At 63.0% G+C, this 26,881-nt stretch carries 27 protein-coding genes; 23 read left to right on the forward strand and 4 right to left on the reverse strand.

The window, feature by feature from the left end; genetic code table 11:
• The 21 genes from thrB (at position 1) to ACFVSJ_RS08505 (ending at position 21,636) form a co-directional block, all read left to right on the forward strand.
• The gene (gene thrB, locus ACFVSJ_RS08405; protein WP_387435843.1) at positions 1 to 975 is read left to right on the forward strand and encodes a homoserine kinase; all 975 of its coding nucleotides are present in this window, start codon (positions 1 to 3) and stop codon (positions 973 to 975) included.
• A 307-nt stretch (positions 976 to 1,282) separates the two neighbouring features.
• Positions 1,283 to 3,406 carry a transcription termination factor Rho gene (rho, locus tag ACFVSJ_RS08410; protein WP_387435845.1) on the forward strand — a complete coding sequence of 708 codons (2,124 nt, stop codon included), beginning with the start codon at positions 1,283 to 1,285 and terminating at the stop codon, positions 3,404 to 3,406.
• A gap of 145 nt (positions 3,407 to 3,551) precedes the next feature.
• The gene (prfA, locus tag ACFVSJ_RS08415) at positions 3,552 to 4,625 is read left to right on the forward strand and encodes a peptide chain release factor 1 (protein WP_387435847.1); all 1,074 of its coding nucleotides are present in this window, start codon (positions 3,552 to 3,554) and stop codon (positions 4,623 to 4,625) included.
• Positions 4,626 to 4,643: 18 nt separating this feature from the next.
• Positions 4,644 to 5,516 carry a peptide chain release factor N(5)-glutamine methyltransferase gene (prmC, locus tag ACFVSJ_RS08420; RefSeq protein WP_387435849.1) on the forward strand — a complete coding sequence of 291 codons (873 nt, stop codon included), beginning with the start codon at positions 4,644 to 4,646 and terminating at the stop codon, positions 5,514 to 5,516.
• A gap of 12 nt (positions 5,517 to 5,528) precedes the next feature.
• Entirely contained in the window at positions 5,529 to 6,263 is a 735-nt protein-coding gene (locus tag ACFVSJ_RS08425) for an L-threonylcarbamoyladenylate synthase (RefSeq protein WP_387435850.1), read from the forward strand.
• Positions 6,260 to 7,045 (forward strand): WecB/TagA/CpsF family glycosyltransferase, encoded by a 786-nt coding sequence (locus ACFVSJ_RS08430; protein WP_387435852.1) that lies wholly within the window; start codon positions 6,260 to 6,262, stop codon positions 7,043 to 7,045. The genes ACFVSJ_RS08425 and ACFVSJ_RS08430 overlap by 4 nt, the downstream gene beginning before the upstream one ends.
• Entirely contained in the window at positions 7,045 to 7,998 is a 954-nt protein-coding gene (locus ACFVSJ_RS08435) for a glycosyltransferase (protein WP_387435854.1), read from the forward strand. Before ACFVSJ_RS08430 ends, ACFVSJ_RS08435 begins: the two co-directional genes overlap by 1 nt.
• Before the next feature lie 243 nt (positions 7,999 to 8,241).
• Positions 8,242 to 9,354: an MraY family glycosyltransferase gene (locus ACFVSJ_RS08440; RefSeq protein ID WP_387435856.1), complete on the forward strand. Its 1,113-nt coding sequence runs from the start codon at positions 8,242 to 8,244 to the stop codon at positions 9,352 to 9,354.
• A 120-nt stretch (positions 9,355 to 9,474) separates the two neighbouring features.
• Complete coding sequence (locus tag ACFVSJ_RS08445; protein WP_387435858.1) at positions 9,475 to 9,966, forward strand: hypothetical protein; 492 nt, start codon at positions 9,475 to 9,477, stop codon at positions 9,964 to 9,966.
• Positions 9,953 to 10,288 carry a hypothetical protein gene (locus ACFVSJ_RS08450; protein WP_387435860.1) on the forward strand — a complete coding sequence of 112 codons (336 nt, stop codon included), beginning with the start codon at positions 9,953 to 9,955 and terminating at the stop codon, positions 10,286 to 10,288. Before ACFVSJ_RS08445 ends, ACFVSJ_RS08450 begins: the two co-directional genes overlap by 14 nt.
• Positions 10,289 to 10,369: 81 nt before the next feature.
• Positions 10,370 to 11,170 carry a F0F1 ATP synthase subunit A gene (gene atpB / locus ACFVSJ_RS08455; protein ID WP_387435862.1) on the forward strand — a complete coding sequence of 267 codons (801 nt, stop codon included), beginning with the start codon at positions 10,370 to 10,372 and terminating at the stop codon, positions 11,168 to 11,170.
• Between the two features lie 77 nt (positions 11,171 to 11,247).
• On the forward strand, positions 11,248 to 11,451 hold the full coding sequence (atpE, locus tag ACFVSJ_RS08460) for an ATP synthase F0 subunit C (RefSeq protein WP_009356484.1): 204 nt from the start codon (positions 11,248 to 11,250) through the stop codon (positions 11,449 to 11,451).
• 55 nt (positions 11,452 to 11,506) lie between these two features.
• Positions 11,507 to 12,055: a F0F1 ATP synthase subunit B gene (locus ACFVSJ_RS08465; protein WP_387435864.1), complete on the forward strand. Its 549-nt coding sequence runs from the start codon at positions 11,507 to 11,509 to the stop codon at positions 12,053 to 12,055.
• A complete protein-coding gene (locus ACFVSJ_RS08470; RefSeq protein ID WP_387435866.1) occupies positions 12,055 to 12,882 on the forward strand; it encodes a F0F1 ATP synthase subunit delta in 828 nt (275 codons plus the stop codon). The genes ACFVSJ_RS08465 and ACFVSJ_RS08470 overlap by 1 nt, the downstream gene beginning before the upstream one ends.
• 84 nt (positions 12,883 to 12,966) lie before the next feature.
• On the forward strand, positions 12,967 to 14,604 hold the full coding sequence (atpA, locus tag ACFVSJ_RS08475) for a F0F1 ATP synthase subunit alpha (protein ID WP_387436159.1): 1,638 nt from the start codon (positions 12,967 to 12,969) through the stop codon (positions 14,602 to 14,604).
• Between the two features lie 76 nt (positions 14,605 to 14,680).
• On the forward strand, positions 14,681 to 15,571 hold the full coding sequence (locus ACFVSJ_RS08480) for a F0F1 ATP synthase subunit gamma (RefSeq protein WP_387435868.1): 891 nt from the start codon (positions 14,681 to 14,683) through the stop codon (positions 15,569 to 15,571).
• 83 nt (positions 15,572 to 15,654) lie between these two features.
• Positions 15,655 to 17,106 carry a F0F1 ATP synthase subunit beta gene (gene atpD / locus ACFVSJ_RS08485; RefSeq protein ID WP_387435869.1) on the forward strand — a complete coding sequence of 484 codons (1,452 nt, stop codon included), beginning with the start codon at positions 15,655 to 15,657 and terminating at the stop codon, positions 17,104 to 17,106.
• A 1-nt stretch (position 17,107) separates the two neighbouring features.
• Positions 17,108 to 17,392, forward strand: coding sequence for a F0F1 ATP synthase subunit epsilon (locus tag ACFVSJ_RS08490; RefSeq protein ID WP_216923952.1), 285 nt, complete (start codon positions 17,108 to 17,110; stop codon positions 17,390 to 17,392).
• A 10-nt stretch (positions 17,393 to 17,402) separates the two neighbouring features.
• Entirely contained in the window at positions 17,403 to 17,834 is a 432-nt protein-coding gene (locus ACFVSJ_RS08495; protein WP_387435871.1) for a DUF2550 domain-containing protein, read from the forward strand.
• A 5-nt stretch (positions 17,835 to 17,839) separates the two neighbouring features.
• On the forward strand, positions 17,840 to 19,138 hold the full coding sequence (locus ACFVSJ_RS08500; RefSeq protein ID WP_387435873.1) for an alpha/beta hydrolase-fold protein: 1,299 nt from the start codon (positions 17,840 to 17,842) through the stop codon (positions 19,136 to 19,138).
• Positions 19,120 to 21,636, forward strand: a complete 2,517-nt coding sequence (locus ACFVSJ_RS08505; RefSeq protein ID WP_387435875.1) for a phosphatidylglycerol lysyltransferase domain-containing protein — start codon at positions 19,120 to 19,122, stop codon at positions 21,634 to 21,636. The genes ACFVSJ_RS08500 and ACFVSJ_RS08505 overlap by 19 nt, the downstream gene beginning before the upstream one ends.
• 174 nt (positions 21,637 to 21,810) lie before the next feature.
• Here the strand turns inward: ACFVSJ_RS08505 and ACFVSJ_RS08510 are convergent, their stop codons facing one another.
• The 3 genes from ACFVSJ_RS08510 to nucS all read right to left on the reverse strand — a co-directional run bounded on the left by ACFVSJ_RS08510 (position 21,811) and on the right by nucS (position 24,278).
• A complete protein-coding gene (locus tag ACFVSJ_RS08510; protein WP_018776337.1) occupies positions 21,811 to 22,014 on the reverse strand; it encodes a cold-shock protein in 204 nt (67 codons plus the stop codon).
• 276 nt (positions 22,015 to 22,290) lie between these two features.
• Complete coding sequence (locus tag ACFVSJ_RS08515; protein ID WP_387435877.1) at positions 22,291 to 23,538, reverse strand: N-acetylglucosamine-6-phosphate deacetylase; 1,248 nt, start codon at positions 23,536 to 23,538, stop codon at positions 22,291 to 22,293.
• 44 nt (positions 23,539 to 23,582) lie between these two features.
• Positions 23,583 to 24,278, reverse strand: a complete 696-nt coding sequence (gene nucS / locus ACFVSJ_RS08520) for an endonuclease NucS (RefSeq protein ID WP_387435878.1) — start codon at positions 24,276 to 24,278, stop codon at positions 23,583 to 23,585.
• 49 nt (positions 24,279 to 24,327) lie between these two features.
• Between nucS and ACFVSJ_RS08525 the strand changes: the two genes are divergently transcribed.
• Both ACFVSJ_RS08525 and ACFVSJ_RS08530 read left to right on the forward strand, forming a co-directional pair.
• Complete coding sequence (locus ACFVSJ_RS08525) at positions 24,328 to 24,660, forward strand: ATP/GTP-binding protein (RefSeq protein WP_387435879.1); 333 nt, start codon at positions 24,328 to 24,330, stop codon at positions 24,658 to 24,660.
• A gap of 19 nt (positions 24,661 to 24,679) precedes the next feature.
• Positions 24,680 to 25,474 (forward strand): alpha/beta hydrolase, encoded by a 795-nt coding sequence (locus tag ACFVSJ_RS08530; protein WP_387435881.1) that lies wholly within the window; start codon positions 24,680 to 24,682, stop codon positions 25,472 to 25,474.
• Between the two features lie 15 nt (positions 25,475 to 25,489).
• Here the strand turns inward: ACFVSJ_RS08530 and ACFVSJ_RS08535 are convergent, their stop codons facing one another.
• Positions 25,490 to 26,770, reverse strand: a complete 1,281-nt coding sequence (locus tag ACFVSJ_RS08535) for an AI-2E family transporter (RefSeq protein WP_387435882.1) — start codon at positions 26,768 to 26,770, stop codon at positions 25,490 to 25,492.
• Positions 26,771 to 26,881: the final 111 nt, after the last annotated feature.

Below are 26,881 nucleotides of genomic sequence, written 5' to 3' on the forward strand. Positions count from 1 at the left end.
GTGGAAACAACGCAGCCCACCGCGACTGATCGTGCGCTCGTCGCGGCAGGCCAGCGGCTCACCGTCAAGGTCCCCGGAACGAGTGCCAACCTGGGTCCCGGCTATGACAGCCTCGGTTTGGCCCTGTCCATTTACGACACCTTGACGGTGGAGACACTGCCCACCGGAGAGCTCGAATTCGAGCTCTCCGGTGAGGGCGCGGACACCCTTCCGCGCGACGCTTCCCATTTGGTGGTTCGCGCCATTGACTTGGCCCTCGAACGCCTTGGCTTCGCCAGGGGTGGCCTCAAGATCATCGCGGACAATGTGAATCCCCATGGCCGTGGACTGGGCTCTTCTGCCTCCGCCGTGGTTGCCGCCGTCAGCGCGGCAAATGCACTGGTGCCCGAGGAAGCCCGCAAGGACCGCGATTGGATCCTTCAGCTGACCAGCGAGATCGAAGGCCATCCGGACAACGTCGCACCCGCCATTTTCGGCGGACTGGCGCTGTCATGGCAGGACAGCGAGCAGTACAGCAGTACTCGTGCCGACGTAGCACAAGCGGTTGTCCCCGTGGTGGCCGTCCCGGACTACGAGCTGTCCACCGAAACTGCCCGTGGCCTGCTTCCGGCCTCCGTGGGCCACCACGCCGCCGCCATGAACTCGGGCCGGGCCGCACTGCTTGTCCATGCCCTTACCACGCAGCCTGCTTTGCTGCTCCCGGGTACCGAAGACTACCTGCACCAGAGCTACCGCGCCGAGGCAATGCGCCCCAGCGCGAACCTTATCGCCTCGTTGCGTTCTGCAGGTTTCGCCGCGGTGGTTTCGGGGGCGGGCCCCACGGTGATGGTCCTGGCAAACGGACCCGCTGAGGCGGCAGCCATCACGGAACACATCAATGGTTTCACCTCCGCCAACACACCGGACGTCGATTGGCGTGTGATGACGCTGGCTGTGGACGTTGAAGGTGCTAGAGTGGAAGTGCACCGCCGGTAAAGCCGCGGGCAGTTCCCTGATTTTGGATCTCGGTGGTTTCGCCGTACCTTTCGTCAACTGTGCCAACGTTTGGCGGTGCCGTCTCCTTCCGGCCTGTCTCAGGTGCCGCAGAACTCTCTCTGTTTCCTGAAAAGTCAGTCGGCTGTCCGGGCAACTGGATCCAGTGAAGACGATCAGTATCCGGCCCTGTTGGCCACAATCCATCAGGCACGGCCGAAATCAACGGTTGCAGATCTGAACTGCAACCCAGAACAAATCATCGCGTCCGGCTCTCGCTTCGGACGCCGTCGAGGGGGAAGGATCCTTCGTGACAGAAACCACTGAGCTGGCTTCAGCTGTGGACACCACATCTTCTGCTGCCGAGTCGTCAACGGCAGCAACCACCAAGAGCAGCGGCCTTGCGGGCCTTAAGCTCGCCCAGCTTCAGGCTCTCGCGAGCCAGCTGGGCATCTCCGGGGGATCGCGTATGCGCAAGGGGGATCTGGTCAATGCCATTTCCGCCCACCGTGCCGGTACGTCCACGGCGAAGGCGCCCACCAAGGCAACTGCAGCCAAGTCGACTTCCGCGCCCAAGGAAGCCCCCGCAGCCGAGGCCAAGCCGGTCGAAAGCCCCGCCCCGGCGGCAGAAGCCGCTCCCGAGGCCGCAGCCCAGGAGGCGCCCCGCCGCGGTCGTGGCCGAAGCCGCCGGGCAACCAGCGATGGCGTCGTTGCCGCCGCAGAGGCAGCCGCAGCCAGCGCCGAGGCCGCTGCTGCTCCCGCCGCTGAGGCTCCGGCAGCTCCTGAAGCAGCCGAAGCCGGAACCGAGCGCCGCCAGCCCCGGACGCGCAACCGCCGTCGTAATGAAGCTCCTGCTGCCGCCGCCGAGACCGCAGAGGCTCCCGCAGCCGAGCACCAGGCAACGGAAACCCGTGGCGCGGAACAGCGTACCGAGCAGCGCGAGCCCCGTACCGAACAGCAGCAGCGCGAACCGCGCGGCGAACGTGCCGAACAGCGCGAGCAGGCCGAATCCGGCGATCAGCAGCAGCGCGAACGCCGCGACAATTCCCGCAACCGCCGCGAGGACACCAACGACGCCGAAGACGGCGGCAACCGCCGGAGCCGTCGCAACCGTCGTGACCGCAACGACCAGAACGACCGGAACGACCGTCGAGGGGGGCCGGACAACCGTGACGGCAACACCCGCAGCGACCGCTTCCGCGACCGCAACGAACGCCGTCGTGGCCGCGCCCAAGGTCCGGACGTCGATGACGTCGAGGTGACCGAAGACGACGTCCTGCTGCCCGTTGCCGGCATCCTGGACGTGCTGGAGAACTACGCGTTCATCCGCACGTCCGGCTACCTCCCGGGCGCCAACGACGTCTACGTCTCCCTGGCACAAGTCAAGAAGTACAACCTCCGCAAGGGCGACGCGGTGGTAGGTGCCATCCGCGCACCGCGCGACGGTGAAGACCGCAACCAGCAGTCCTCCCGCCAGAAGTTCAACGCCCTGGTCCGCGTGACCTCGGTGAACGGCAAGACGCCGGAAGAACTGAAGGACCGCGTAGAGTTCGCCAAGCTCGTGCCGCTCTACCCGTCCGAGCGCCTGCGCCTGGAAACGGACCCCAAGAAGATCGGTCCGCGCGTCATCGACCTCGTGGCTCCGATCGGCAAGGGCCAGCGTGGCTTGATCGTCTCCCCGCCGAAAGCCGGCAAGACGCTCATCCTGCAGTCCATTGCGAACGCGATCACCACCAACAACCCTGAGGTCCACCTCATGATGGTGCTGGTTGACGAACGTCCTGAAGAAGTCACGGACATGCAGCGCACTGTCAAGGGCGAGGTCATCGCCTCCACCTTCGACCGTCCCGCTGACGACCACACCACGGTTGCCGAGCTGTCGATCGAACGTGCCAAGCGCCTCGTCGAAATGGGCATGGACGTGGTGGTCCTCCTCGACTCCATGACCCGACTGGGCCGTGCGTACAACCTGGCAGCGCCGGCCTCCGGCCGTATCCTGTCCGGTGGTGTGGACTCCGCAGCCCTGTACCCGCCGAAGCGCTTCTTCGGTGCTGCCCGAAACATCGAAAACGGCGGCTCGCTCACCATCCTGGCAACTGCGCTCGTCGAGACCGGTTCCAAGATGGACGAGGTCATCTTCGAAGAGTTCAAGGGCACCGGCAACATGGAACTGCGCCTGTCCCGCCAGCTGGCGGACAAGCGTATCTTCCCGGCCGTGGACGTCAACGCGTCCGGCACCCGCCGCGAAGAGAACCTGCTCTCGGCTGAAGAAGTCAAGATCATGTGGAAGCTGCGCCGCGTCCTTTCCGGCCTGGAGCAGCAGCAGAGCCTCGAGCTGCTGACCAACAAGATCCGGGAAACACAAAGCAACGTCGAGTTCCTCATGCAGGTCCAGAAGACGACTCTTGGAGCAAAGTCGGACAACGACAAGTAGCTGCTCTGGTGAGCCGCTGATTCTGCTGCCCCCGCGCGGGGCGGCAGAATCAGCGGCTCGTTCCGTTTTCGGCCCAGCCGGGTTGGGCTGTCAGTAACCACACGCCGCAGTTATTAGACTTGTACGAGTCGAAAGAGGTTTGAAAATGTTTGAGTCCGTCCAGGGATTGCTTGATGAGCACGCTGCCATCCAGGCACAGCTGAGCGATCCTGCTGTTTACGCTGACCAGTCCGTAGCCCGCAAGTTGGGGCGGCGTTCTGCCCAGCTCCAGGGCATCGTGGAGGCGTACAACAAATGGCGCGGGCTCAACGATGACATGGAAGCTGCCAAGGAAATGGCGGCAGAAGACCCGGATTTCGCTGCCGAGTTTGAGCAGCTCGAAGAGCAGATTCCCGCTGCGCAGGAGCGGCTGCGCCGTCTTCTCATTCCGCGTGACCCGGATGATGCGCGCAACGTGATCCTTGAAGTCAAGGGCGGCGAAGGTGGCGACGAAGCGGCGTTGTTCGCCGGCGACCTGTTGCGCATGTACATGCGGTACGCCGAGTCCCGCGGCTGGAAGACCGAAATGATCTCGGCCACCGAATCCGATCTTGGCGGCTACAAGGACGTTTCGGTGGCCATCAAGGGCAACTCGAACGATCCCGCAGAAGGCGTCTTTGCCCGCCTGAAGTTCGAAGGCGGCGTGCACCGGGTGCAGCGCGTTCCCGTCACGGAGTCGCAGGGCCGCATCCACACGTCCGCAGCCGGTGTCCTGGTCCTTCCGGAAGTGGACGAGCCCGAGGAACTTGAGATCAGCCAAAACGACCTGAAGATCGACGTCTACCGTTCGTCCGGTCCCGGTGGCCAGTCCGTCAACACCACGGACTCCGCAGTCCGCATCACCCACTTGCCCACGGGCATCGTTGTGGCCATGCAGAACGAGAAGTCGCAGCTCCAGAACCGTGAAGCGGGCATGCGCGTGCTGCGTGCACGCCTCCTTGCCCACCAGCAGGAGCAGATCGACGCCGCCAACTCGGAGCAGCGCAAGTCGCAGATCCGCACCATGGACCGTTCGGAGCGCATCCGCACGTACAACTTCCCGGAAAACCGTATTGCGGACCATCGCACGGGCTACAAGGCGTACAACCTTGACGCCGTGATGAATGGAGACCTGGAGCCGGTCATCCAGTCGGCGATCGAAATGGACGAGCAGTCGCGGCTTGACGCCATCGGCGAGTAACAGCCGGTAGCCAAAGCCATGCCGTTCCATCCTGGCCAGAGCCTCGCGGACGCCGTTCGCGAGGCCACAGCCATTTTGTCCGACGCCGGCGTGCCCACCCCGAGGGTCGACGCAGAGCTCCTTGCCGACCACCTCCTGGGTGTGGGCCTTGGACGCCTGCGTGCGTTGCTCCTCGGCGATTCACCCGCACCGGAGGGTTACGCTGCCTTGGTTGCCGAGCGAGCCGGGCGCGTGCCGTTGCAACACATCACCGGGGTGGCCTTTTTCCGCCACCTGGAGTTGCGCGTGGGGCCTGGAGTCTTCATCCCGCGGCCCGAGACGGAGTCGGTGGTGCAACTTGTGATTGACCATCTGGCGGGGTTCGATGCTCCCAAGGTGGTGGACCTCGGAACCGGTTCCGGGGCGATTGCAGGGTCCCTCGCGCATGAGATCCCGGGCGCCGCCGTCTTCGCCGTGGAGTTCAGCACTTTGGCCCATGCGTGGGCCGCCAAGAACCTGGAACCGCTGGGGGTAACCCTGATACACGGGGACCTCCGTGACGCCCTGCCCGACTACGACGGAACCTTTGACGCCGTCGTATCGAATCCGCCCTACATTCCGGCCGAAGCGATTCCCAACGAACCGGAAGTCGCCCTTCACGACCCGCCCGAAGCCCTGTACGGCGGGGGAGCCGACGGGATGGAACTTCCGACGGCGGCAGCGGCGTCCGCGGCGCGCCTCCTGAAGCCCGGGGGGTACTTCGTCATGGAACACGCGGAAGTGCAGGCCGAATGGATCGCCGGCATGCTGCGGCGGGCCGGACGCTGGCAGGAAATTACCACGCACTTTGACCTCAACGGCAAGGAACGTGCCACGAGCGCAGTGCTGGCAAAGACCGCTCCCAACGAGTGAAAGAATAGCGCTGTGACCACAACCTACAATTGCACTTCCGATGACCAGCGGGCTGAAGGACTTCAACACGCGCAGCGTGCCATCAGCGAAAAGAAGTGCATCGTGATGCCCACGGACACTGTGTACGGCATCGCGGCCGACGCCTTCTCTCCGCTGGCCGTAACCATGCTGCTGGCATCCAAGGGCCGCAGCCGCCAAATGCCTCCCCCCGTCCTGATCCCGCGGATCAACGCTTTGGACGGACTGGCCACCGACGTCCCGGCGGACGCCCGCGCCCTGGCACAGGCGTTTTGGCCCGGTGGCCTGACGCTCATCCTCCATGCGCAGCCTTCGCTTGACTGGGACCTCGGCGATACGAAGGGCACCGTCGCCCTCCGCATGCCCGACGACCAGCTGGCCCTGGAACTGTTGGGCCTCACCGGTCCGCTCGCAGTCTCTTCTGCCAACCGGACCGGCCAGGAAGCGGCGCAGACCGCCTCCGAAGCCCGCCTGCAATTGGCGGAATCGGTGGAGGTCTACCTCGAAGGAGGCTTCCGACCGGTCCAAGGCACTGCAGGCATCCCCTCGACGATCGTGGATGCCACGTCCGCACCGTTGAAGGTGGTGCGCCAGGGAGCCATCTCCCTGGAACGCTTGCGGGAGGTTGTTCCTTCAGTGTTGGGCCTGGGCGAAAGCAAGGCTCCCGAGGCCCCGGCAGCGGAAGCTGAACCGGAGGCCGACGCTGAACGCGAAGCCACCCCGGAATGATTCCCGAACGCCAGCGCGTCCCCGTCCTCGACGTCGACGCCACTCCGCTGCGCGCTGACGGCGTGGTTGCAGCGCTCGGAGGTCTCATCGCCGGCGGAAAAACCACCACGGTGCTGGGTCACAACCTGCACAGCGTCACGTTGTTCCACTCGCGTCCGGACTTTCGTGCGCTGTATGAAGCCAGCGAGATTGTCCTCCTGGACGGTGCACCCGTGGCCATGTTGTGGGGTCTGGCCCATCGGGACCAACTGAAGCCGCTTGGCCAGGGGACCATGGCCTACCGCATGGGATCCATGGACTGGATTCCGGAACTGGGCGGCGTGGGCGGATTGGAGCGCGTGGCGGTGATTGGTGCCGGACGCGACGCCAATACCAAGGCGGTGGCCAAGCTCCGGACCATCATCCCGGGTGCTACGGTGGACGGCATGCCCGGCGAAGGCTGGGACGACGCCCTCGAGGACGCCGTGGTTGCTTGGCTGGCAGCGTATCGTCCCCAACTGGTTTTGCTGGGACTTGGCATGCCGTTGCAGGAGATGGTCCTGCAACGGAGGATCAGGCAACTGCCGCCTGCCGTCTATTGCGCTGTTGGTGGGGCGATCGAACAAGTTGCCGGCGTGCAGAAGCTGGCGCCACGCTGGCTGGGGCGCCTGGGCCTGGAGTGGGCCTGGCGGCTTGTGCTCCACCCCGGCCGGGTGGCCTACCGAGTGTTTGTTGAACCGTGGAAGCTGGCGGGACTGTTGGTCCGCAAGCGATTCCAGCCATCCCCAACCAAAGGGAAGTAATGTCAAAACCCGTTGTGGTTGCCGTTGTGGTGACCTATAACCGGCGCGAGCTCCTTGAGACAACACTGGCGGGTATCGCCGCCGGTACCCAGGTGCCGGACGCCGTCGTCATTGTGGACAATGCCTCCACGGACGGAACGGCGGACTTCCTGCGCACCTATGCCGGTCCCGTGCCAGCCGACGTGGTCACGTTGAACACCAACGTGGGCGGTGCCGGTGGCTTCGTGGTGGGGATGGAGCGTGCCGTCCTGGACCATGGCGCCCATCATGTGTGGATCATGGACGACGATACCGAACCGCAACCCGGCGCCCTGCAGGAAGCCCTGGATGTGTCCGAGGGCTATGCGCAGCAGACGGGGGAGACCCCTGGGTTCATCGCCAGCCGGGTGGTGTGGACAGATGGCCGCGACCATCCCATGAACCGTATGCGGCCACGAATCGGTGCAAGCGGGCAGGCGCGCGTAGCCGCCACCCGCGTGGGTGCCACCCAGATCCGAAGCGCCTCGTTTGTCTCCGTACTGGTCCATGCCGATGAGATCCGGCGCCACGGCTTGCCGATCGCCGACTACTTCATCTGGAACGACGACCTCGAATTTACGGCCCGCGTATCCCGGCGTGGTGTCGCATTGGCCACGGACGCTTCGGTGGCCAACCACCACACCAAAGTTTTCGGTGACGCCGGCGCGGATCCCGGTCCCCGGTTCTATTACGAGGTCCGTAACAAGCTGTGGGTCTACACGCGCTCCAACGCCCTGGCGCCGTGGGAAAAAGTCCTCTTTACGGGTGCTTCCCTTCGGAACTGGACCCGGACCATTGCCTCCTCGTCCAACCGCAAAGTCCTCGTGGCGGGTTTCTTGAAGGGCCTGCGCGACAGCTACAGGCCTCCGCGATCCAATGCGAAAGTCCTGGACGGCATCTATGCCCTGCGGGACGTCACGGGTCCGGCAAAGTAGGAGATCCGCAGCAACGCGGCGGCCAAAAGCAGGTCCGCCGGCGGCTGCGTCGAGCCGGTGGTCACGGCGGTTGGCATTAGTATCGTGACAAGAGTCCACAGAAAACCAGCAACATTCGGCACGGCCGGTGCAGGCATGGCGACGGAGTAGTTCCATTTATCCACAGACAGCGTTCCACACACCAAGCTGCCCCGAACCATTCGACTTTCCAGCGGCCACCGCGCTGCGTCCCGGAGCCGCATCATGATCATGTATCTGCTGATGGCGCTCACGGCTGCCGTGGTGTCCTATGCGGGAACGTGGGGCGCACGCGTCCTGGGCAACAAGCTCCGGCTCTACCGTCCCATCCGCAGCAGGGACATGCATTCGTCCCTGATCTCCAAGCTGGGTGGCCTGGGCATCTTCGCAGGCTTTTTCGTCGCCCTCGTCGTGGCGGGCAACTCGTTCTTCGTCAAGGACATCTTCAGGCACAACGATGCGCCGTGGGGGATTCTCGCCGGCGCGGTGGTGATCGTCGCTGTCGGTGTCGCCGACGACATCCTGGACATCCGCTGGTGGATCAAGCTCCTTGGCCAGGCCGCAGCCGCCTTCATCGTGGCCATCTGGGGCGTGCGGATGTCCGTGGTTCCTTTCATACCCGAGCCCATCTTCATCCAGTCCGAACTGGTCCAGATCGTTCTTACGGCAGGCCTGATCGTCACCACCATGAATGCGGTGAACTTCATCGACGGACTGGACGGCCTCGCAGCGGGCGTGGCCACCATCGGTGGGGGAGCGTTCTTCCTGACGGCGTACTGGGTCCACCGGAACAACCCGTCCACGGACAACTCGGACCTGGCCACGCTCCTCATGGCCATCCTGGTGGGCGGCTGCATTGGTTTCCTGCCGCACAACTGGTTTCCTGCCAAGATTTTCATGGGCGATTCCGGGGCCATGCTGATAGGACTCCTTATGGCCGCCGCCGGCGTGGTGGCTACCGGGCAGATCGGTTCCGGCCTCTATGACCGCGCCAACGGTATTCCCACGATCATTCCGATCCTCCTGCCTTTCGCTGTCCTGTCACTGCCGCTGCTGGACTTTGGCATGGCCGTGGTCCGCAGGACGGCCCGTGGACAGTCTCCATGGTCCGCGGACCGCGGGCACCTCCACCACAAGCTGGTGGACCTGGGCTACTCGCACCGCACCGCCGTCGTCATGCTCTACGTCTGGACCTGCATCCTTGCCTTCGGCGGCGTCGCCTTCGCAGTCTTCCCCTGGCAGATCGTCCTCATCGTGGACGTTGCCGCTGCGCTCGTCATGGCCGCAGTCACGGCATGGCCGTACTTCACCCGAAACACTGCGCAACCGGGGGAGTAGCAGGCGGCCCCCGGTTAGGGTCACAGTTCTATCTCGTGTAGAATTCTTGGTGCGGACAGTCACTCGCCCGTAACCCCACTTTGAGAATATGGCTCCCCTGCCACGAGGATTGGTATCCCCATGACATCCAACGCCGAAACCGGACGTCCGTCCGGCAAACGTGGTGTTGGAGTTTTCGGGCGCGTCTCCTCTTTGTGGCTCAGGCTCCTTCTTCTGAGCGCCCTCACCGCCGGCGTTGCAGCTGCGATCGCTTCCGTCGTGTCGGCCATGCTCGACGGCGGATTGGCTTCGCTCTCGACGGCGGCCGGCGCACTGCTGGTGATGGTCTTCTTTGCCATCAGCCTCCTGATTGGCCATTTCGTTGGCCGGAACAACCCATCCGGAGCAATCGGCCTCTTTGTTGCGACGTATTTCATTAAGGTCGTCGGTTTTGCCATCGTGCTCTTCGCTCTTGGCAGGCCGGATTGGCTTAATGGCCGCTGGTTCCTGATCGGCGCCGTCGTGGGCATCGTGGCCTGGCAGGCCGCAGAACTCTACGGATTCAGCAAAGCCCGCCTGCAGATTTTCAACGATCCCGCGGACCGGAAGGCTGGCCCTGATGCCACTGCGTAAGCGCAAGTCGTCCCAGGCAGCTCCTGCTTCCGGGTCCAGCCACGCCGCCGATGAGGCAGAAGTCCGGAACGATGGCGGATACAACGCCGGCATCGCTGTCTTCAGCTACATCATTGGCGGGATCATTGTCTGGAGTTTGATAGGCTGGGGACTGGATAATCTGTGGGGGACCCGCTGGATTGTGCTCCTTGGCGCTCTGCTGGGAGCCGCAGGAGGGTTCTATCTTTCCCATATGCACGGCCTCACCAAGCAAAGCACTTCTGCCGGAGAGAACAACGCAGACAGCGGCCCGTCCAAGGACGGGGACAGTAATGCCAAATAATTTCACATGGAATGGGGATGCGTCGAACGTGTCCGCGTTCCGCCCAATGCCCAATGATGGACACAGCAGAGAGGAAACGCGTTGATCGCGCTTGCGCTCCCAGCCCAGGATTCGGGGTCCTTCACCCCACCCGGAATCGAAGAAATGCACCTGCCGGCAATCCTGCCCTGGGGTGCTGCGGACGGCTTCTCCAAGCAAATGCTGCTGGTGATCCTGTCGGTTGTCATTATTGCCGGCTTCTTTGTGGCCGCCGCGCGGAAGCAGCAGCTGGTCCCCGGCAAGCTGCAATTCGCCGGCGAAATGGCCTACGGCTTCGTTCGTAACAGCATCGCCAAGGACATCATCGGCGGCAAGGACTTCATCAAGTATGTTCCGCTGCTGTTCAGCCTGTTCTTCTTCATCCTCGTGAACAACATCTACGGCGCCATTCCGGTGATCCAGCTCCCGAGCTTCTCCCACGTCGGCGGCGCCTACGTGCTTGCAGGAATCGTGTACTTCACCTGGATCATCATCGGCATCAAGAAGAACGGCCTGCGCTACTTCAAGCTCGCCACTGTTCCTTCCGGTGTTCCGTGGTACATCCTCCCGATCGTCGTACCGATCGAAATCATCTCCAACTTCCTGGTCCGTCCGGTAACGCACAGCCTCCGTCTGTTTGCGACCATGCTGGCCGGCCACTTGATCGTCATGCTCGCCGGGTCCGGCATTGAGTTCCTGGTCATGCAGGAGAACGTCCTGCTCAAGGGAACCTCGGTCCTGGTGCTGGTGGGTGCCATCGCCATGTACATGCTTGAGGCACTGATCATGGCACTGCAGGCTTACGTGTTCACCCTGCTGACCGCGATCTATATCGAAGGCGCCCTGCACGCCGACAGCCACTAAGGCTCCCAGACTTCCCCTCAGGGGATTGAAGTAAACCAAACAACCTGCCACATGGGTGGCATCTTGAAAGGAAAAAAATGGAAGGCAATCTCAACCTCGTAGGTTACGGTCTGTCCGCAATCGGCGGTGGTATCGGTGTTGGTCTCGTGTTCGCGGCTTACATCAACGGTGTTGCTCGTCAGCCGGAAGCTCAGCGCGTGCTGCAGCCGATCGCGTTCCTTGGTCTGGCCCTGACCGAAGCTCTTGCCATCCTCGGCCTCGTCTTCGCATTCGTTCTCTAGTTTCAACTTCAGAACACAGCGAATTCCGCAACCGAGTAGATAGGACGGGTGAAACATGAATCAGCTGATCATCTCAGCCGCCACTGAAGGGGCAAACCCGCTCGTTCCCAATGTTTGGGAAATGGGCGTTGTCCTGGTCGGCTTTGCTGTCCTCCTGTTCATCGTGGTCAAGTTTGTTGTCCCGATGTTCGAGAAGACGTTCGCAGAGCGCGCCGAAGCAATTGAAGGTGGCATTGCGAAGGCCGAGCAGGCCCAGGCAGAAGCTTCTGCAGCTCTTGAAGAGTACAAGCAGCAGCTCACCGATGCCCGTGCCGAGGCCAACCGCATCCGCGAAGAAGCACGTGCCGAAGGCGCCCAGATCCTCGCGGACCTGAAGGCCAAGGCAGCTGCCGAATCTGCACGCATCACCGAGCAGGCACACGCTGCCATTGAGTCCGAGCGCCAGGCAGCAGTTGTCTCGCTCCGCTCCGAGGTTGGCACGCTTGCTACCACGCTGGCAGGCCGCATCGTCGGCGAAGCACTCAACGACGACGAGCGCTCCGCACGCGTCGTGGACCGCTTCCTGGCTGATCTGGAGACCCAGAACGCAGGTGCAGCTAAGTAATGGCAGGAATATCGAGCGAATCGCTGACCAAAGCACTGGCAGACCTGGAAGCCAAGCTTCCTTTGGCCTCGCTGCAGTTGGCTAAGGACCTCTTCGGAATCCTGGGAACGGTGGACAGCTCGGCTGGCTTGCGCCGCGCCCTGACTGACCCTTCCCGCAGCGGGGACGAGAAGTCGGCGCTGGTCAAGCAGCTGGTTGGCGGAAAAGTCTCCGCTGATGCTGCTGAGATTGCAGGTGGACTGGCCGGCTCGCGCTGGGCATCCGCACGCGATATCGGCGATGCACTCGAGACGCTTGCCGCCACGGTCGTCATTGCGGTAGCTGAAAACAAGTCGGCCGTTTCTGCCTCCGGTATTACGGGGCTGGAAGAGCTGGAAAACGATCTGTTTGCTTTCAACCAGGTTGTCGCTTCCAGCCACGAAGTACAGCGGGCTTTGTCTGAGCCGCAGGCATCGGGTGCCGCCAAGACTGCCCTTGCCGAGAAGCTTGTTCCTGGCATCAGCGAGGAAGCCAAGGTTCTTATTGGCCAGGCAGTTTCGGAGCCGCGCGGTGTCAAGCCGAGCAAGCTCGTGGAATCCTTCGCGAAGCTTGCAGCCAAGCGCCAGCAGCGCTGGATTGCAACTGTCAGCGTTACCCGTCCGTTGACGGAAACGCAGGCCAGCCGACTGCAGGCCGGGCTCAATGCCCTCTACGGCCGCGAACTGAAGGTCAACGTCACCGTTGACCCCGCACTGATCGGTGGAGTCCGTGTACAGGTAGGCGACGAAGTGCTTGACGCTTCGGTCATCGCCCGCCTGACCGAACTCCGCCGTCAGCTCGCTGGCTAAGAGAAGACAAAGCACAACTAACTGATATAAACCCGGTCATCGTGAGCAACGATGATCACGAAAACAGGAGAGCAGGGACTGCAGATGGCCGAATTGACCATCAACGCCGACGACGTCCGTAATGCGTTGAACGAGTTCGCGGCGTCCTACGAACCCGGTAACGCAGAGCGCGTAGAGGTTGGTCGCGTGACCGCCGCAAGTGACGGCATCGCCCGTGTTGAGGGTCTTCCCTCGGTCATGGCGAACGAGCTGCTTCGCTTCGAAGATGGCACGCTGGGCCTCGCCCAGAACCTTGACGTCCGCGAAATCGGTGTCATTATCCTCGGTGACTTCACCGGAATCGAAGAAGGCCAGGAAGTTCACCGCACCGGTGAGATCCTGTCCGTGCCCGTTGGCGATGCCTTCCTGGGCCGCGTGGTTGACCCCCTGGGCCAGCCCATCGACGACCTCGGTGAGATCAAGGCCGAGGCCACCCGCGCCCTGGAGCTGCAGGCTCCCGGCGTAACCGAGCGCAAGTCGGTCCACGAGCCGATGCAGACCGGCCTCAAGGCAATCGACGCCATGATCCCGATCGGCCGTGGCCAGCGTCAGCTGATCATTGGTGACCGCCAGACCGGCAAGACCGCTATCGCCGTTGACACCATCATCAACCAGAAGGCCAACTGGGCTTCGGGCGATGTCAACAAGCAGGTCCGCTGCGTTTACGTTGGTGTGGGCCAGAAGGCTTCCACCATCGCAGCCGTCCGCCAGACGCTTGAGGACCACGGTGCACTGGAGTACACCACGATCGTGGCTTCCCCGGCATCGGACCCCGCCGGCTTCAAGTACCTCGCACCCTACGCCGGTTCTGCCATTGGCCAGCATTGGATGTACGGCGGCAAGCACGTCCTGGTGATCTTCGATGACCTGTCCAAGCAGGCCGAAGCGTACCGCGCCGTGTCCCTGCTGCTGCGTCGTCCGCCGGGACGTGAAGCCTACCCGGGTGACGTCTTCTACTTGCACTCCCGCCTCCTGGAGCGTTGTGCAAAGCTGTCCGACGAGCTCGGTGCCGGTTCCATGACCGGTCTGCCGATCGTTGAGACGAAGGCAAACGACGTTTCCGCCTACATCCCGACCAACGTGATCTCCATTACCGATGGCCAGATCTTCCTCCAGTCGGACCTCTTCAACGCCAACCAGCGTCCTGCTGTTGACGTTGGTGTGTCCGTCTCCCGCGTTGGTGGCGCCGCACAGGTCAAGTCCATGAAGAAGGTCTCCGGTACCTTGAAGCTGGACCTGGCCCAGTACCGCGACATGCAGGCATTCGCCATGTTCGCCTCGGACCTGGACGCTGCTTCCCGTCAGCAGCTGACCCGTGGTGCACGCCTCATGGAACTCCTCAAGCAGGGCCAGTACTCGCCGTTCCCGGTCGAGAACCAGGTTGTGTCCATCTGGGCAGGCACCAACGGCTACCTGGACGACGTTCCGGTTGAGGACATCAGCCGTTTCGAGTCCGAGTTCCTGGAGCACCTGAAGCACCAGTCCTCCATCCTGACCACGCTGGCCCAGACCAACGTCCTGGATGACGACACCGCCGCAGCGCTGAAGGAAGCAATCGTTTCCTTCAAGAAGGGCTTCTTCGGAGAGGGTGACAACCGACTGGTTGGCGCCGGACACGAAGAGCACGAAGCGATCTCGGGCGGCGACGTCGACCAGGAAAAGATCGTCAAGCAGAAGCGCTAGTTTCGATGACCTGCCCTGCCGGGGTCCGCAAGGGCCCCGGCAGGGCGGTACGTCGGGAACTTAGGAAAGGATAAGTATGGGAGCCCAGATTCGGGTCTACCGTCAGAAGATCAGCTCGACGACGTCGATGCGCAAGATCTTCAAGGCGATGGAACTGATCGCTACCTCGCGCATCGGTAAGGCCCGCGCCCGCGTAGCTGCTTCACTGCCTTACGCGAACGCCATTACCCGTGCCGTTTCTGCTGTCGCGACCCAGAGCGAAATCGACCACCCGCTGACCACCGAGCCGGAGCAGATCCGCCGGGCCGCCGTCCTGGTTCTCACCTCGGACCGTGGCCTTGCAGGATCGTACTCCGCAAGCGTGCTCAAGCAGGCCGAAGGCCTCACCGAGCTTCTTCACGCAGAAGGCAAGGAAGTCAAGTCGTACCTGGTCGGCCGCAAGGCACAGGCATACTTCGAATTCCGCAACCGTGAATACTCCCGCGTTTGGACGGGCGGCACGGACGCTCCGGAATTCGGAACGGCCCAGGAAATCGGTGCTGCACTCCTCGAAGACTTCGCCATCGACTATGCGGAGGGTGGCGTGGACGAGATCCACGTCGTTTACACCCGCTTCAAGTCGATGGTGACGCAGGAGCCGACGGTCATCCGTTTGCTCCCGCTGGAGGTCGTCGAAGAGGAAGCAGCCTCGGAGTCCGAGCTGTTGCCGCTGTACGAGTTTGAGCCGGAAACGGAGCAGGTCCTCGACGCCCTGCTCCCGCGTTACATCGAATCCCGCATCTTCGCAGCCATGCTGCAGGCAGCAGCTTCCGAGCTTGCCGCCCGCCAGCGGGCCATGAAGTCGGCCGGTGACAACGCAACGGAACTCATCAAGAAGTACACGCGCCTTCGCAACACGGCCCGCCAGGCCGAGATTACGCAGGAGCTTTCCGAGATCGTGGCCGGCGCCGACGCCCTCGCGTCCTAGCCGGTACTGATCCGGCTCGAAGCCGCACCTGCACCAAACAGATAAACTTAACCCCACGCCATCTACTGAGTGAAGTGAGAGAGATGACTGCCACTGCTACCGAACACGTTGCAACGGCCGGTGCCACCGGTCGCATTGCCCGTGTTATTGGTCCGGTTGTCGACGTCGAATTCCCGGCTGACGCAATCCCCGAGATCTACAACGCACTGACCACCGAGATTACCCTCAACGGCCAGACCAAGACCATCACGTTCGAGACCTCCCAGCACCTGGGTGACAACCTCGTTCGCGCCATCTCCCTGCAGGCTACCGACGGCCTTGTCCGCGGCACCACCGTGCAGGACTCCGGCGCTCCGATCTCCGTGCCCGTCGGCGACGGCGTCAAGGGCCACATCTTCAACGTCCTCGGCAAGCCGCTGGACGTCGACGAGTCCGAGATCAAGGCGGACGCCTACTGGCCGATCCACCGCAAGGCTCCGTCCTTCGCTTCCCTCGAGGGCTCCACGGAGATGCTCGAGACCGGTATCAAGGTCATCGACCTCCTCACCCCTTACATCAAGGGTGGAAAGATCGGCCTGTTCGGTGGCGCCGGTGTTGGCAAGACCGTTCTGATCCAGGAAATGATCACCCGTGTTGCCCGTAACTTCGGTGGTACCTCGGTATTCGCCGGCGTTGGCGAGCGTACGCGTGAAGGCAACGACCTCTGGGTTGAAATGGAAGAGGCCGGCGTTCTGAAGGACACCGCCCTTGTGTTCGGCCAGATGGACGAGCCGCCGGGAACGCGTCTGCGCGTTGCACTGTCCGCACTGACCATGGCGGAGTACTTCCGCGATGTGCAGAACCAGGACGTGCTGCTCTTCATCGACAACATCTTCCGCTTCACCCAGGCGGGTTCCGAAGTTTCCACGCTGCTCGGCCGTATGCCGTCTGCCGTGGGTTACCAGCCGAACCTCGCTGACGAGATGGGCCTCCTCCAGGAGCGCATCACGTCCACGAAGGGTCACTCGATCACGTCGATGCAGGCAATCTACGTGCCCGCTGACGACTACACCGACCCGGCTCCGGCCACGACCTTCGCACACCTCGACGCGACCACGGAACTCTCCCGTGAAATCGCCTCCCGTGGTCTGTACCCGGCCGTTGACCCGCTGACCTCGACTTCCCGTATTCTGGACCCCCAGTACATCGGCAAGGACCACTACAACACGGCAGTCCGCGTGAAGCAGATCCTGCAGAAGAACAAGGAACTCCAGGACATCATCGCCATCCTCGGTGTTGACGAACTGTCCGAAGAAGACAAGATCGTCGTGTCGCGTGCACGTCGTATCCAGCAGTTCCTGTCCCAGAACACCTACACCGCCAAGCAGTTCACCGGCGTCGAGGGCTCCACCGTCTCCATCAAGGACACGGTTGAAGGCTTCACCGCCATCTGCGACGGCGAGCTGGACCACATCGCAGAGCAGGCGTTCTTCAACGTCGGTGGCCTGGATGACGTCGAGCGCAACTGGGCCAAGATCCAGGAACAGACCAAGTAATATGGCTGAGCTTGAGGTTGAGATTGTCGCAGCGGACCACTTCGTGTGGTCCGGTGCGGCCAAGATGGTGAAGGCCCGCACCAGCGATGGTGAAATCGGAATCCTGCCGGGCCACTCGCCCCTCCTGGCCATCCTGGCCGAGGGCGAGCTGGCAATCCAGCCGGTTTCCGGTGACCGCATTGCGGTAGTGGTGGACGGCGGATTCTTCTCCGTCGACAACGACCGCGTGGTCATTGTTGCTGACAACGCCCAGCTGGGCGAAGCGGCTACAGCGGGGATCCGATAGCACGACCTTGATGGACGATTCCCTTATTCCGTTCATCGCCCTGGCAACGGCGTTCGCGTTGCTGATTTTTACACTGTGCCTGTTTGGGGTGCGCCGCTTCAACCTGCGGCGCGCCCTGGGCACGGTCGACGCCTCCATTTGCATGGCTGGAAACAGCTGGCAGATGGGGGTTTGTCGTTATCAGGACAATGAACTTGAGTGGTTCCGCTTAATGTCCCTGAGCGTGATACCCAAGTACCGTTTCAAACGCAGCTCCCTGGAACTCCTGGGACGGCGTAAACCCACCGAGGACGAGCTCGTCAGGGTTCAGCCTGGCGTCGTGGTGGTCGAGCTTCAATATGAGGGCCGGAAATTCATGCTTGCCATGAAGTTCGAGGCCTACGCCGGCCTGTCATCGTGGCTGGAGGCCGGGCCGGTCATCGGCGTTGGAACCTGGCGCTAGGCGCGATGGATTTCCTGTCCGACGTCAGCCTGGTGGATGGGCCTTTCTTCTGGTTCGCCCTTGCCTGTGGCGTAGCCGGCGCAGCCTGGTTGTTGTGGCGGCGACGCAGAACCTGGCCGTTCGTCATCGTTGCCTCCCTCGCTTTGGCCGCCGGCATGGTCGCCCTCACCCACTGGGTCCTCATCGACGTGCTGGCCACGTTCTCCGAGAACCTGCCCTTTGAGACGTTGGTGTGGTCCACTGCAGCGGTAGCTGCACTTCTTCTCTGTGTTGCGAGGTTCCCCCGCGCCACCTGGAAGGACCGTTCCACGAGCGTCGTTGCCATGCTCGGCGTCGTTCTCCTGAGCATGGTCCAAGTGAATTCCTATTTCGGGCTCAACAACACCGTGGCTGACCTCCTTGGTACGGCCGTTGCCCGCATCCAGCCTTTGGAAGCAGGGCTGCAGCGTGTTCCGGACAGCAAACCCGGTCCGTTGCCGTCAGCCTGGAAGGCACCCGACACCATGCCGCGCGGAGGCGCGCTGCGAAGGGCGGACATTCCCGGCACGGTGTCAGGTTTCACGGCGCGCGAAGCGTACATCTATCTCCCGCCTGCCTATCTGACCGCCAACCGGCCCAGCCTTCCCGTGTTGATCCTGTTTTCCGGCCAACCCGGGGGACCCGCCGATTGGCTCACGGGCGGGCAGCTCCGGTCACAACTGGACAAATTCGCCGAAGCCCATGGCGGCCTTGCACCCGTTACGGTGGTGGTGGATCCGAACGGATCGGCCAATGCGAACACCATGTGCATGGACAGCCGCATAGCCCCTGCTGATACCTACCTTTCCCAGGACGTCCCCAACTGGATCAGCCAGACGCTGGCTGTCTCCACCGATCACCATCAATGGGCTGTTGGAGGGTTCTCTTTTGGCGGTACCTGCGCCGTCCAGATGGGTACCGCCCACCCCGAGCTCTTTCCGTCCGTGGTGGGTTTTTCGGCTGAGCAGGAGCCGGCCCTGGCCAAGGACCGGAACAAGACCATTGCGGATTCGTTCGACGGCGACGTGGCGGCTTTCGAGTCGAGGACTCCGTTGGTCCTTATGGGCCAACGGCAGTATCCGGGCAGCGGCATGTACTTGACGGCCGGAGCCACGGACAATGAGTTCATCGGTTACATGCACACCCTGGCAGATGCTGCCCGGTCCGCGGGGTTCTCGGTTGAGGACCATGTCATCGGCCACTCCGGGCACTCCTGGGACACCGTGGTTCGTGGCATGCCGGGTGCTTTGCGCTTCCTGTCGGCCAGATGGGGCTTCGCCAAGTGAGCCTTGCGCTGAAGGGCTTCATTCAACCGGCCATGCGGCAGGCGGGCCGGCACTTGCGGGCCACACCCCTTACTCTCGCTGTACTCGCGGTGTTCGTCCTTGTTTCCATCGTTTCCGGCAGCATCGTTGCCGGTCCTCCCGAATCGTGGCTGCCGGCGGCGGGTGTGACCCTGGGCGGACTGCGTGCCGGCGAATGGTGGTCCATCTGGACGTCGCTCTTCTTCACCACCAACGTGCCTGCCTTCATCGTTGTGGTGCTGATGATCCTCTTCCTCCTGGGGCTGGCCGAGCGGCATTTCGGATTCCTGAAAACAGCATTGGTGTTCCTGGCCTCCCAGTTCGCCTGTGTTACCGCCTTCCTGTTGGTGACCCAAATAGCGAAGTATGCGGACGACGGTTGGATCTCCCGCATGGTGGACACCCGGCTCATTGGTCCGTATGGAGCCCTGTTGGCCACCGCCCTGGCCGCCAGCGCCAAGCTTCCGACGCTCTGGCAGCGGCGGTTCCGGACGGTCGCGTTGTCCATGACCCTGCTCCTGGTACTTTTCGTGGGACACCCGGAAACACTCATGGGCCTGCTGGGAGCGTTGATCGGGCTGGCCGCAGCCTGGTGGATGCAAAGCAACGACGGCCACCTCCACCTGCACAGGTCCACAGGTCGCGAGGTGCGGAACCTCTTGTCGCTGACCATGGCCATTTTTGCCGTGGGTCCCATCCTGACCGCTGTAGCCAAAAGCCCGTCCGGGCCCCTTGCCTTGCTGCGCGACGTGATCCTCAACCCCCTGCCTACCCTGAGCCAATTGGAGGGCAATTGCGGGGGCACCATCGATGTGGCGTGCCTGGAACTGGGGCGCCAAGGCTACACGGGGCCCTTCGGCCTGGCCCTTGCTGTGGTTCCCGTGGTGCTGTTGCTCATCTGCGTCGATGGGATGCGCCGTGGACGCCGCCTGGCACTGGGAATCGCGATCGGCGTCCAAGTTGTAGTGGTGGCCTTGTCCACTCTTTACCTGGGACTGTTCGCCGGAATGCCGCAGCTGCCGGGCCGCCCGAGGGTTGGCATGATGAATTCGGCGGTCGCGCACCTGATCCCGCTGGTTTTGGTTCCCTTGATCCTGGCGATCCTCCTTTTCGCTTACCGCGGGCATTTCCGGGTGGAGTCCTCAACCCGGATGCGCCGGAGGGTCTTCTGGTTTGTTGGTCTCAGTGGTGTGGCGCTGGCTCTGGCGTACACGATTGTGTGGCTGGCGTCCGGCGGCATGGCGCGCGACGGCGGCTTGTTGGGTTTGGGTACTGAACTCGCCCGCCAATACCTGCCGGTTCCCTTGCCCGGTGTCTACCGCAAGGTATTCGCCGAACGTGACGCCCTGGAAGTGTTCCTCTTCTCCTACTCCGGCACCGCGTTTTGGCTGGTGGCACTGATCGGCGTCTGGGTGTTGCTCATCCGCGGGCACCATGCCGGTGGCCTCGACCATCAATCGCGGGAACATGCCTGTTCGCTGGTGAAGGCCGGCGGCGACTCGTTGTCCTGGATGGCGTTGTGGGAACCGAACAAGTACTGGTTCACGCCACAAGGCACCGGGGGAGTGGCCTACCAGCAGCATGGACACGTGGCGCTGACGTTGGCAGGCCCAATTGGTCCAAGCGAAGAACATCGGGCCACCGCGTTGGGTTTCCTGAATCATTGCTCGCAGAACGCCCTGATCCCGTGCCTGTACTCGTGCACTGATGAGTTGTGGCCGGAGCTGCAAGCCAGGGGCTTCCGAAGGGTAGCCGTCGCGCAGGAAACCCGGTTGCGGATTCGTGGCCTGGAATTCCGGGGCAAGGAGTGGCAGAACGTCCGGACCGCGCTCAACAGGGCAAGCAAGATGGGAATCACCGCAGTGTGGGGCGCCTTTCCTGACCTGCCCCACGCTTTGCGGGCCAAGGTGGGTGAAGTTTCCGAAGAGTGGGCTGCCCAGAAACGAGTCCCGGAAATGGGTTTCACCTTGGGCGGCATGGATGAACTTGAGGACCCGGATGTCCTGTGCTGCGTTGCCACCGACCAGGACGGAACGGTCTATGGAGTTACCAGTTGGTTGCCCGTCTACGAAAACGGGATGGTTGTCAGTTGGACCTTGGACTTCATGAGGCGCAGTGGCGATGCCTTCCCGGGTGTGATGGAGTTCCTGATAGCCTCCGCCGTCCTGCATCTGCGCGAGTCCGTGGAGGTGATCTCGCTATCCGGCTCACCGCTGGCCAGGGACAAGGACGATCCCGACCAGCGTCCAGAGGGCCTGGCAGGGATCCTGGACCTCGTGGGGCAGGCCCTGGAACCGGTTTATGGGTTCCGCTCCCTTGCTTCCTTTAAGTCGCGCTTCCAACCCGACTACAGGACGCTCTACATGTATTACCAAGACCCCCTGCACCTTCCTGCAATGGGCAGGGCCTTGAGCCGCGCTTACCTTCCGGGTTTATCAGTCCGGCATTCCGCCCGGTTGTTGCGCACCTTGGTTGGTTGAATTGTCAACGCTCCATTCGGGGAGTCTTTTCGTATTTCTTCACCGTTTGTAACAGGCCTTGTCAGAAATATCAGACATATCCATCCGCAATGTCCGCTTAAACAGCTTGGCCCCGGCGAAATGCCGGGGCCAAGCTGTTGGTGAATCTGCTCGATGCAGGTTCAGTGGGTCAAACTAGACGACGGTGACGCCGGTAGCCTGGGGACCCTTGGCGCCCTGGCCGATCTCGAACTGAACGCGCTGGTTCTCATCGAGGGTCTTGAAGCCGCCGGTCTGAATCTCCGAGTAGTGAACGAAGACGTCGCCATCCGAGTCGTCCGGGGTGATGAAGCCGAAGCCCTTTTCAGCGTTGAACCACTTGACGGTTCCGAGTGCCATGTATTTCTCCTCAATATGGAACATCAGTCCGATACACCGCGTACCGGCTTTGTTACTCCGCGAGAAGATCCGGATTCCTTCCGGGCTGGCCCAGCAGGTTTCGCAGGAGCTTCACGCTCGCAACTCGTCTTGCGAGCATGAAAACCACCTACACAAAGACTGGTACAACACTTTCATGGGAGGTGCCGGAGGTCAACGGTCTTTTTGGTAATTCGGGAAAATTTTCGGTAAAAAGCCGGTTACGTCGTCCAAAGAATTAACACAGGGACCTTTGGCCTATGACAGCCATTCACCATTTCGCATGACTCCGGTCAGACCGAGTTCCTGGTCCGCCGTTACCACGTCGGCCCGAAGGCCCCGGCGCAGCCCACCAACCTCATCCGAAAGGCCCAGGACGGCTGCCGGCACCGCCGTTGCCGAGCAGATGGCGTCGGGGAGGTCGACGCCGGCCGCAACGGTCTTGCGGACCACGTCCAGGAGCGTTGCGGTTCCGCCTGCGATGGAACCGGTGGCATCAAGGGTGGCGACGCCCCTGCTGACGGTTACCGGGGAGGGGCCCAGCATGTAGCTGCCGTCGGAGAGCCCGGCCGCTGCCATGGAATCGGTGACCAGCACGATGTTGGCGGCTCCTACCAGCTGGAAGACCGTGGCCACCGTGCTCGGATCGAGGTGGGTGTCGTCGGCGATCAACTCCACCACTGCCTTGCCGGCCTGCGCGGTCCGCAAGCAAGCTGCCACCGGACCGGGGGCGCGGTGGTGCATGGGAGGCATCCCGTTGAAAAGGTGCGTCACGGTCGGAAGCGAGCTCACGCCGTCGAACCCTGCCGACTCAAGTCCTTCGCGTGCGGCGGCCAAGGACGCTGCTGCCGTGGCGTCGTCGCAATCAGTGTGGCCCAGGGAAGGGGTCACGCCGTGCGACGTCATCAAGTCCACCAGGGCTGCGGCGCCCGGAAGCTCGGGCGCATAGGTCATGGTGGCCAGCTTGCCCGCTGCCGCTGCCACGAGCTCGTCCATGAGGTCCAGGTCCGGCTCCAGCAAGTAGTCGGGGTTCTGTGCGCCGCACCGGGCGTGGGAGAGGAATGGGCCTTCCAAGTGGATTCCGGCAACGAGGCCTTCGTCGGCGAGCTTCACGTACAGTTCGATGCCGCGAAGCAGGTCTTCCCTGGGTGCTGTGACCATGCTGGCCAGGAAGGTGGTGGTGCCGGAGCGGTGCAGGAAGTCGACAGCCTGGCGGGCCGAGGACTCCTCGCCGCCGGGGAAGTCGCCGCCGTTGCCGCCGTGGCAGTGTACGTCCACCAGGCCAGGCAGGAGGTAATGGCCGGCCGGGACCCCATGCCGGATGGCACTCTGGAAACCCGGAAAGTCTTCGGGCGCAAAATCCGATGCCCGGCCGGCATAGGCGATGCGGTCCCCCTCAATGGCCAGCAGTCCGTCTTCCACCACCATTCCGTCGCTGACGAGCGTCCCCAGGAGGATCTGATGGCTGGGCGCGGAAGAACGGACAGAATGGTCTGCGGCAGTCATGGTTCCGATTCTAGTGGCCTGCCGCACACGCCCCGCCGATGGGATCAGAAGAGCCGGGACTCGCTGTCATCCACGCCCCGCATGGCGTCATAATCGAGCGTGACGCAGTCGATCCCGCGGTCGTTGGCCAGGACCTTGGCCTGCGGCTTGATCTGTTGGGCGGCAAAAATGCCGCGTACAGGTGCCAGGAGGGGATCCCGGTTGAGCAGTTCCAGGTACCGCGTCAACTGTTCGACGCCGTCGATGTCGCCACGCCGCTTCAGCTCAACAGCCACGGTGGCGCCGTTGGCGTCCCTCGCGAGGATGTCCACGGGGCCAATCGCGGTGAAGTATTCGCGGCGGATGAGCGAGTAGCCCGCCCCCAGGGTTTCGATCTGCTCGGCCAGGAGACGCTGCAGGTCGGCCTCCACGCCGTCCTTGATCAGCCCTGGATCGACGCCGAGTTCGTGGGACGTGTCGTGAAGTTGCTCGTAGATGTTGATGATGAGCCGGTCGTCGGTCTTCGTGGACTGCACCGTCCACTGCTCCACCACGCCTTCTTCAACCTCGGTCTCCTCGGGCGAGGTGACGCGCAGGGTGGCCGGGGGACTCATCCAGTTCAAGGGCTTGTAGGAGCCACCGTCCGAATGCACCAGCACCGAGCCGTCCGCCTTGACCAGCAGGAGCCGGGTGGCGAGCGGGAGGTGGGCCTTGAGGCGGCCAACATAATCAACAGAACAACGGGCTATGACGAGTCGCACCCGCCCAACATTACCGCGTGGAGGTCATCGGCTGGGGCAGAATGGACTCATGCCCCGCTCCAACCGTCCCCGCCGAAACGCGTCCAGCGCGCGTTCCAACAAGTGGGTCGAGGCCGTTCCGGAGTTGGACCTGGAACGGTCCCGCGCCGGCATCGCCCGCCGGGAGAGTGCACCGGATGGGGATTGGATGGTCCGCACCATGACGGCCCGGAAAGCGGAGAAGCAATACATTTGCCCGGGATGCTCCACGGCCATCATGCCCGGAATCGCACACCTGGTGGTGTGGTCTGACAGCCACCTGTTCGGCGAGGCGGCCGGCCTGGCCGAACGCCGCCACTGGCACACCAACTGCTGGACATCGCGAACGTACCGCTACCGCTGAGTCGCTTAGGCTTGAAGGCATGACTTTCGATCCCGCCACGCTCGTTTTTGTGCCCCAGGATGCTCCGTCGGAGATCCGGGCCTCCACCGTGTTGCCTGCCCGTCGCGAGAACGTGGAGTTCACCACGGAAGACGGCAAGCTGTTGGTGGGTGAGCTGGCACTTCCGGAGTCCGGCCACATTACGGCGACGCTCATCATGCTCCACCCCCTGCCAACGCACGGCGGATTCATGGATTCACACGTCTACCGCAAGGCCTCCTACCGGCTGCCGGCGCTGGCGGGCGTCGCGGTGCTGCGGTTCAATACCCGGGGCACCCAGTCGCCCCGCGGGACCAGCGAAGGGCAGTTCGAGGAAGGCGTCGGCGAACGGTACGACGTCGAGGCAGCCGTGCGTTTCGCCGTGGACCGCGGATTGCCAAACCGTTGGCTGGTGGGGTGGTCCTTTGGTACCGAACTGGCCCTCATGTACGGGGCTGTTGAACCGGTCGCCTCCCAGGTGGAGGGCGCGGTGCTGCTTTCGCCGCCGTTGCACCGGGCCACGGATGTGCACCTCAAGGAATGGGCTGCCTCCGGCAAACCCTTGACGGTCCTGGTGCCCGAACACGACGATTACCTCCAGCCTGCCGAGGCTGCGGCCCGCTTCGGCTTGGTACCGCAGGCCCGGCTGGTGGGGGTCGACGGCGCCAAGCACCTGTGGGTGGGCGAGAAGTACGCGGCCCGGGTCCTGGACGAAATCGTCGACGACGTCACGGAAGCCGGTGCCGGCGTGGACGGCCTGCCACGCGTTTGGGCGGGGTCGGTCGCCGTCGGCTAGTCCGGTCGCCGTCGGCTAGTGCCGGTCTTGGCGGATGATGAAGACTTCCTTGATCAGCAGCATGATGGCCGCCGCCGTGGGGATCGCGATCAGCGCGCCGAGCACACCCAGAAGGCTGCCGCCGGCGATCACGGAAATTACCGCAACCGCGCCGGGTACGGCAACGGCCCGTTGCATGATGCGCGGTGAGATGAAGTACGCCTCGAACTGCAGGTAGGCGAAGTAGGCGATGGCGTAGATGAGGGCCGTCTGCCAGCCCGCGGTGAGGGCCACCAGGATGACGACGATGGCCGCGATCATTCCGCCTACCAGTGGGATGAACGCAAGGAGCGCCACCACGAAGGCCAGCAGGACGCTGAAGGGGACGCCAAGGATGGTCATGACGATGAAGGCGAAGACCGCATTCAGGAGTGCAACGCAGGCCTGGCCGATCACGTAGTTGCCCACAGAATCGGTAATGGCCTCGGAAAGTGCCTCGACGCGTGGCCGGCGGGACCGGGGAGCCAGCCGGTAGGCCCATTTCTTCATCGAGGGCAGGGCCGCGAGGAAGTAGAGGCTCAGGACCAGAACGATCAGCGTGCCGAACAGCCCGTTGGCCACCGATGAGCCGAAGCCCACCACTCCACCAAAGATGCCTCCGACGGCCTCGGAGTTTTGCCCGAATTTGTCCAACTCCTGCGTGATTCTGTCCCGCAGGCCAAACTGACTGTCCACGGTCCTGAAGAAATCGGAATTCAGGAAGTCCCGGATCCAGTCAGGTGCCTGCCGCACGATATCCGAAACCTGATTGACGATGGTGGGGATCAGGGTGGCGAAGAATCCAGCGACGGCCGCGACCAGGACGGAAACGGAGATCAGGATTCCCGCAGGGCGGGGGATCTTCCGTGATTCGAGCCACCGCACCACCGGGTCCAGGCCCAGGGCGATGAACATCGCGGTGAGGATCCACAAAAGGAGTTGGCTGGTGTTGCTCGCGATGTAGAACACAAGGAGGGCAATGCCAACCCCAGCGGTGCCCATGAAGCCGACATACAGCGGGTGCTGAGACGACATCCTGGGGCCGGGTGCGCCGAAACCGTGGTCGTCTTCGTGGGGAACGCGTTCGACAGTGACTTCGGCTTCGTCCTCAGGGGGCATCTCGAAGCGGACGCGCGTCCTGGCACCGGGAATGGGTTGCCGGAGGCGTCGCGCAACGGCGGCAAGGCGGCCGGTGCGCACCGGAACGCTTACGGACGGGGCGTCCACTGCGGGCGTTCCGGACTCGTCGTCGGTACGGGGCTCCAAGTGGTCTTTCACGCGGTTTTGCTGCCTTCTGGTAGTTCCCGTAGTTTCATTGCCGGGATGTGAAACGTTCAATACGGCTGGTTTCCAGCCCCGATAGCATGATCATCGCCACACTATCAGGCC

The sequence above is a fragment of the Paenarthrobacter sp. NPDC058040 genome, from assembly GCF_042885775.1.
Lineage (GTDB): Bacteria > Actinomycetota > Actinomycetes > Actinomycetales > Micrococcaceae > Arthrobacter.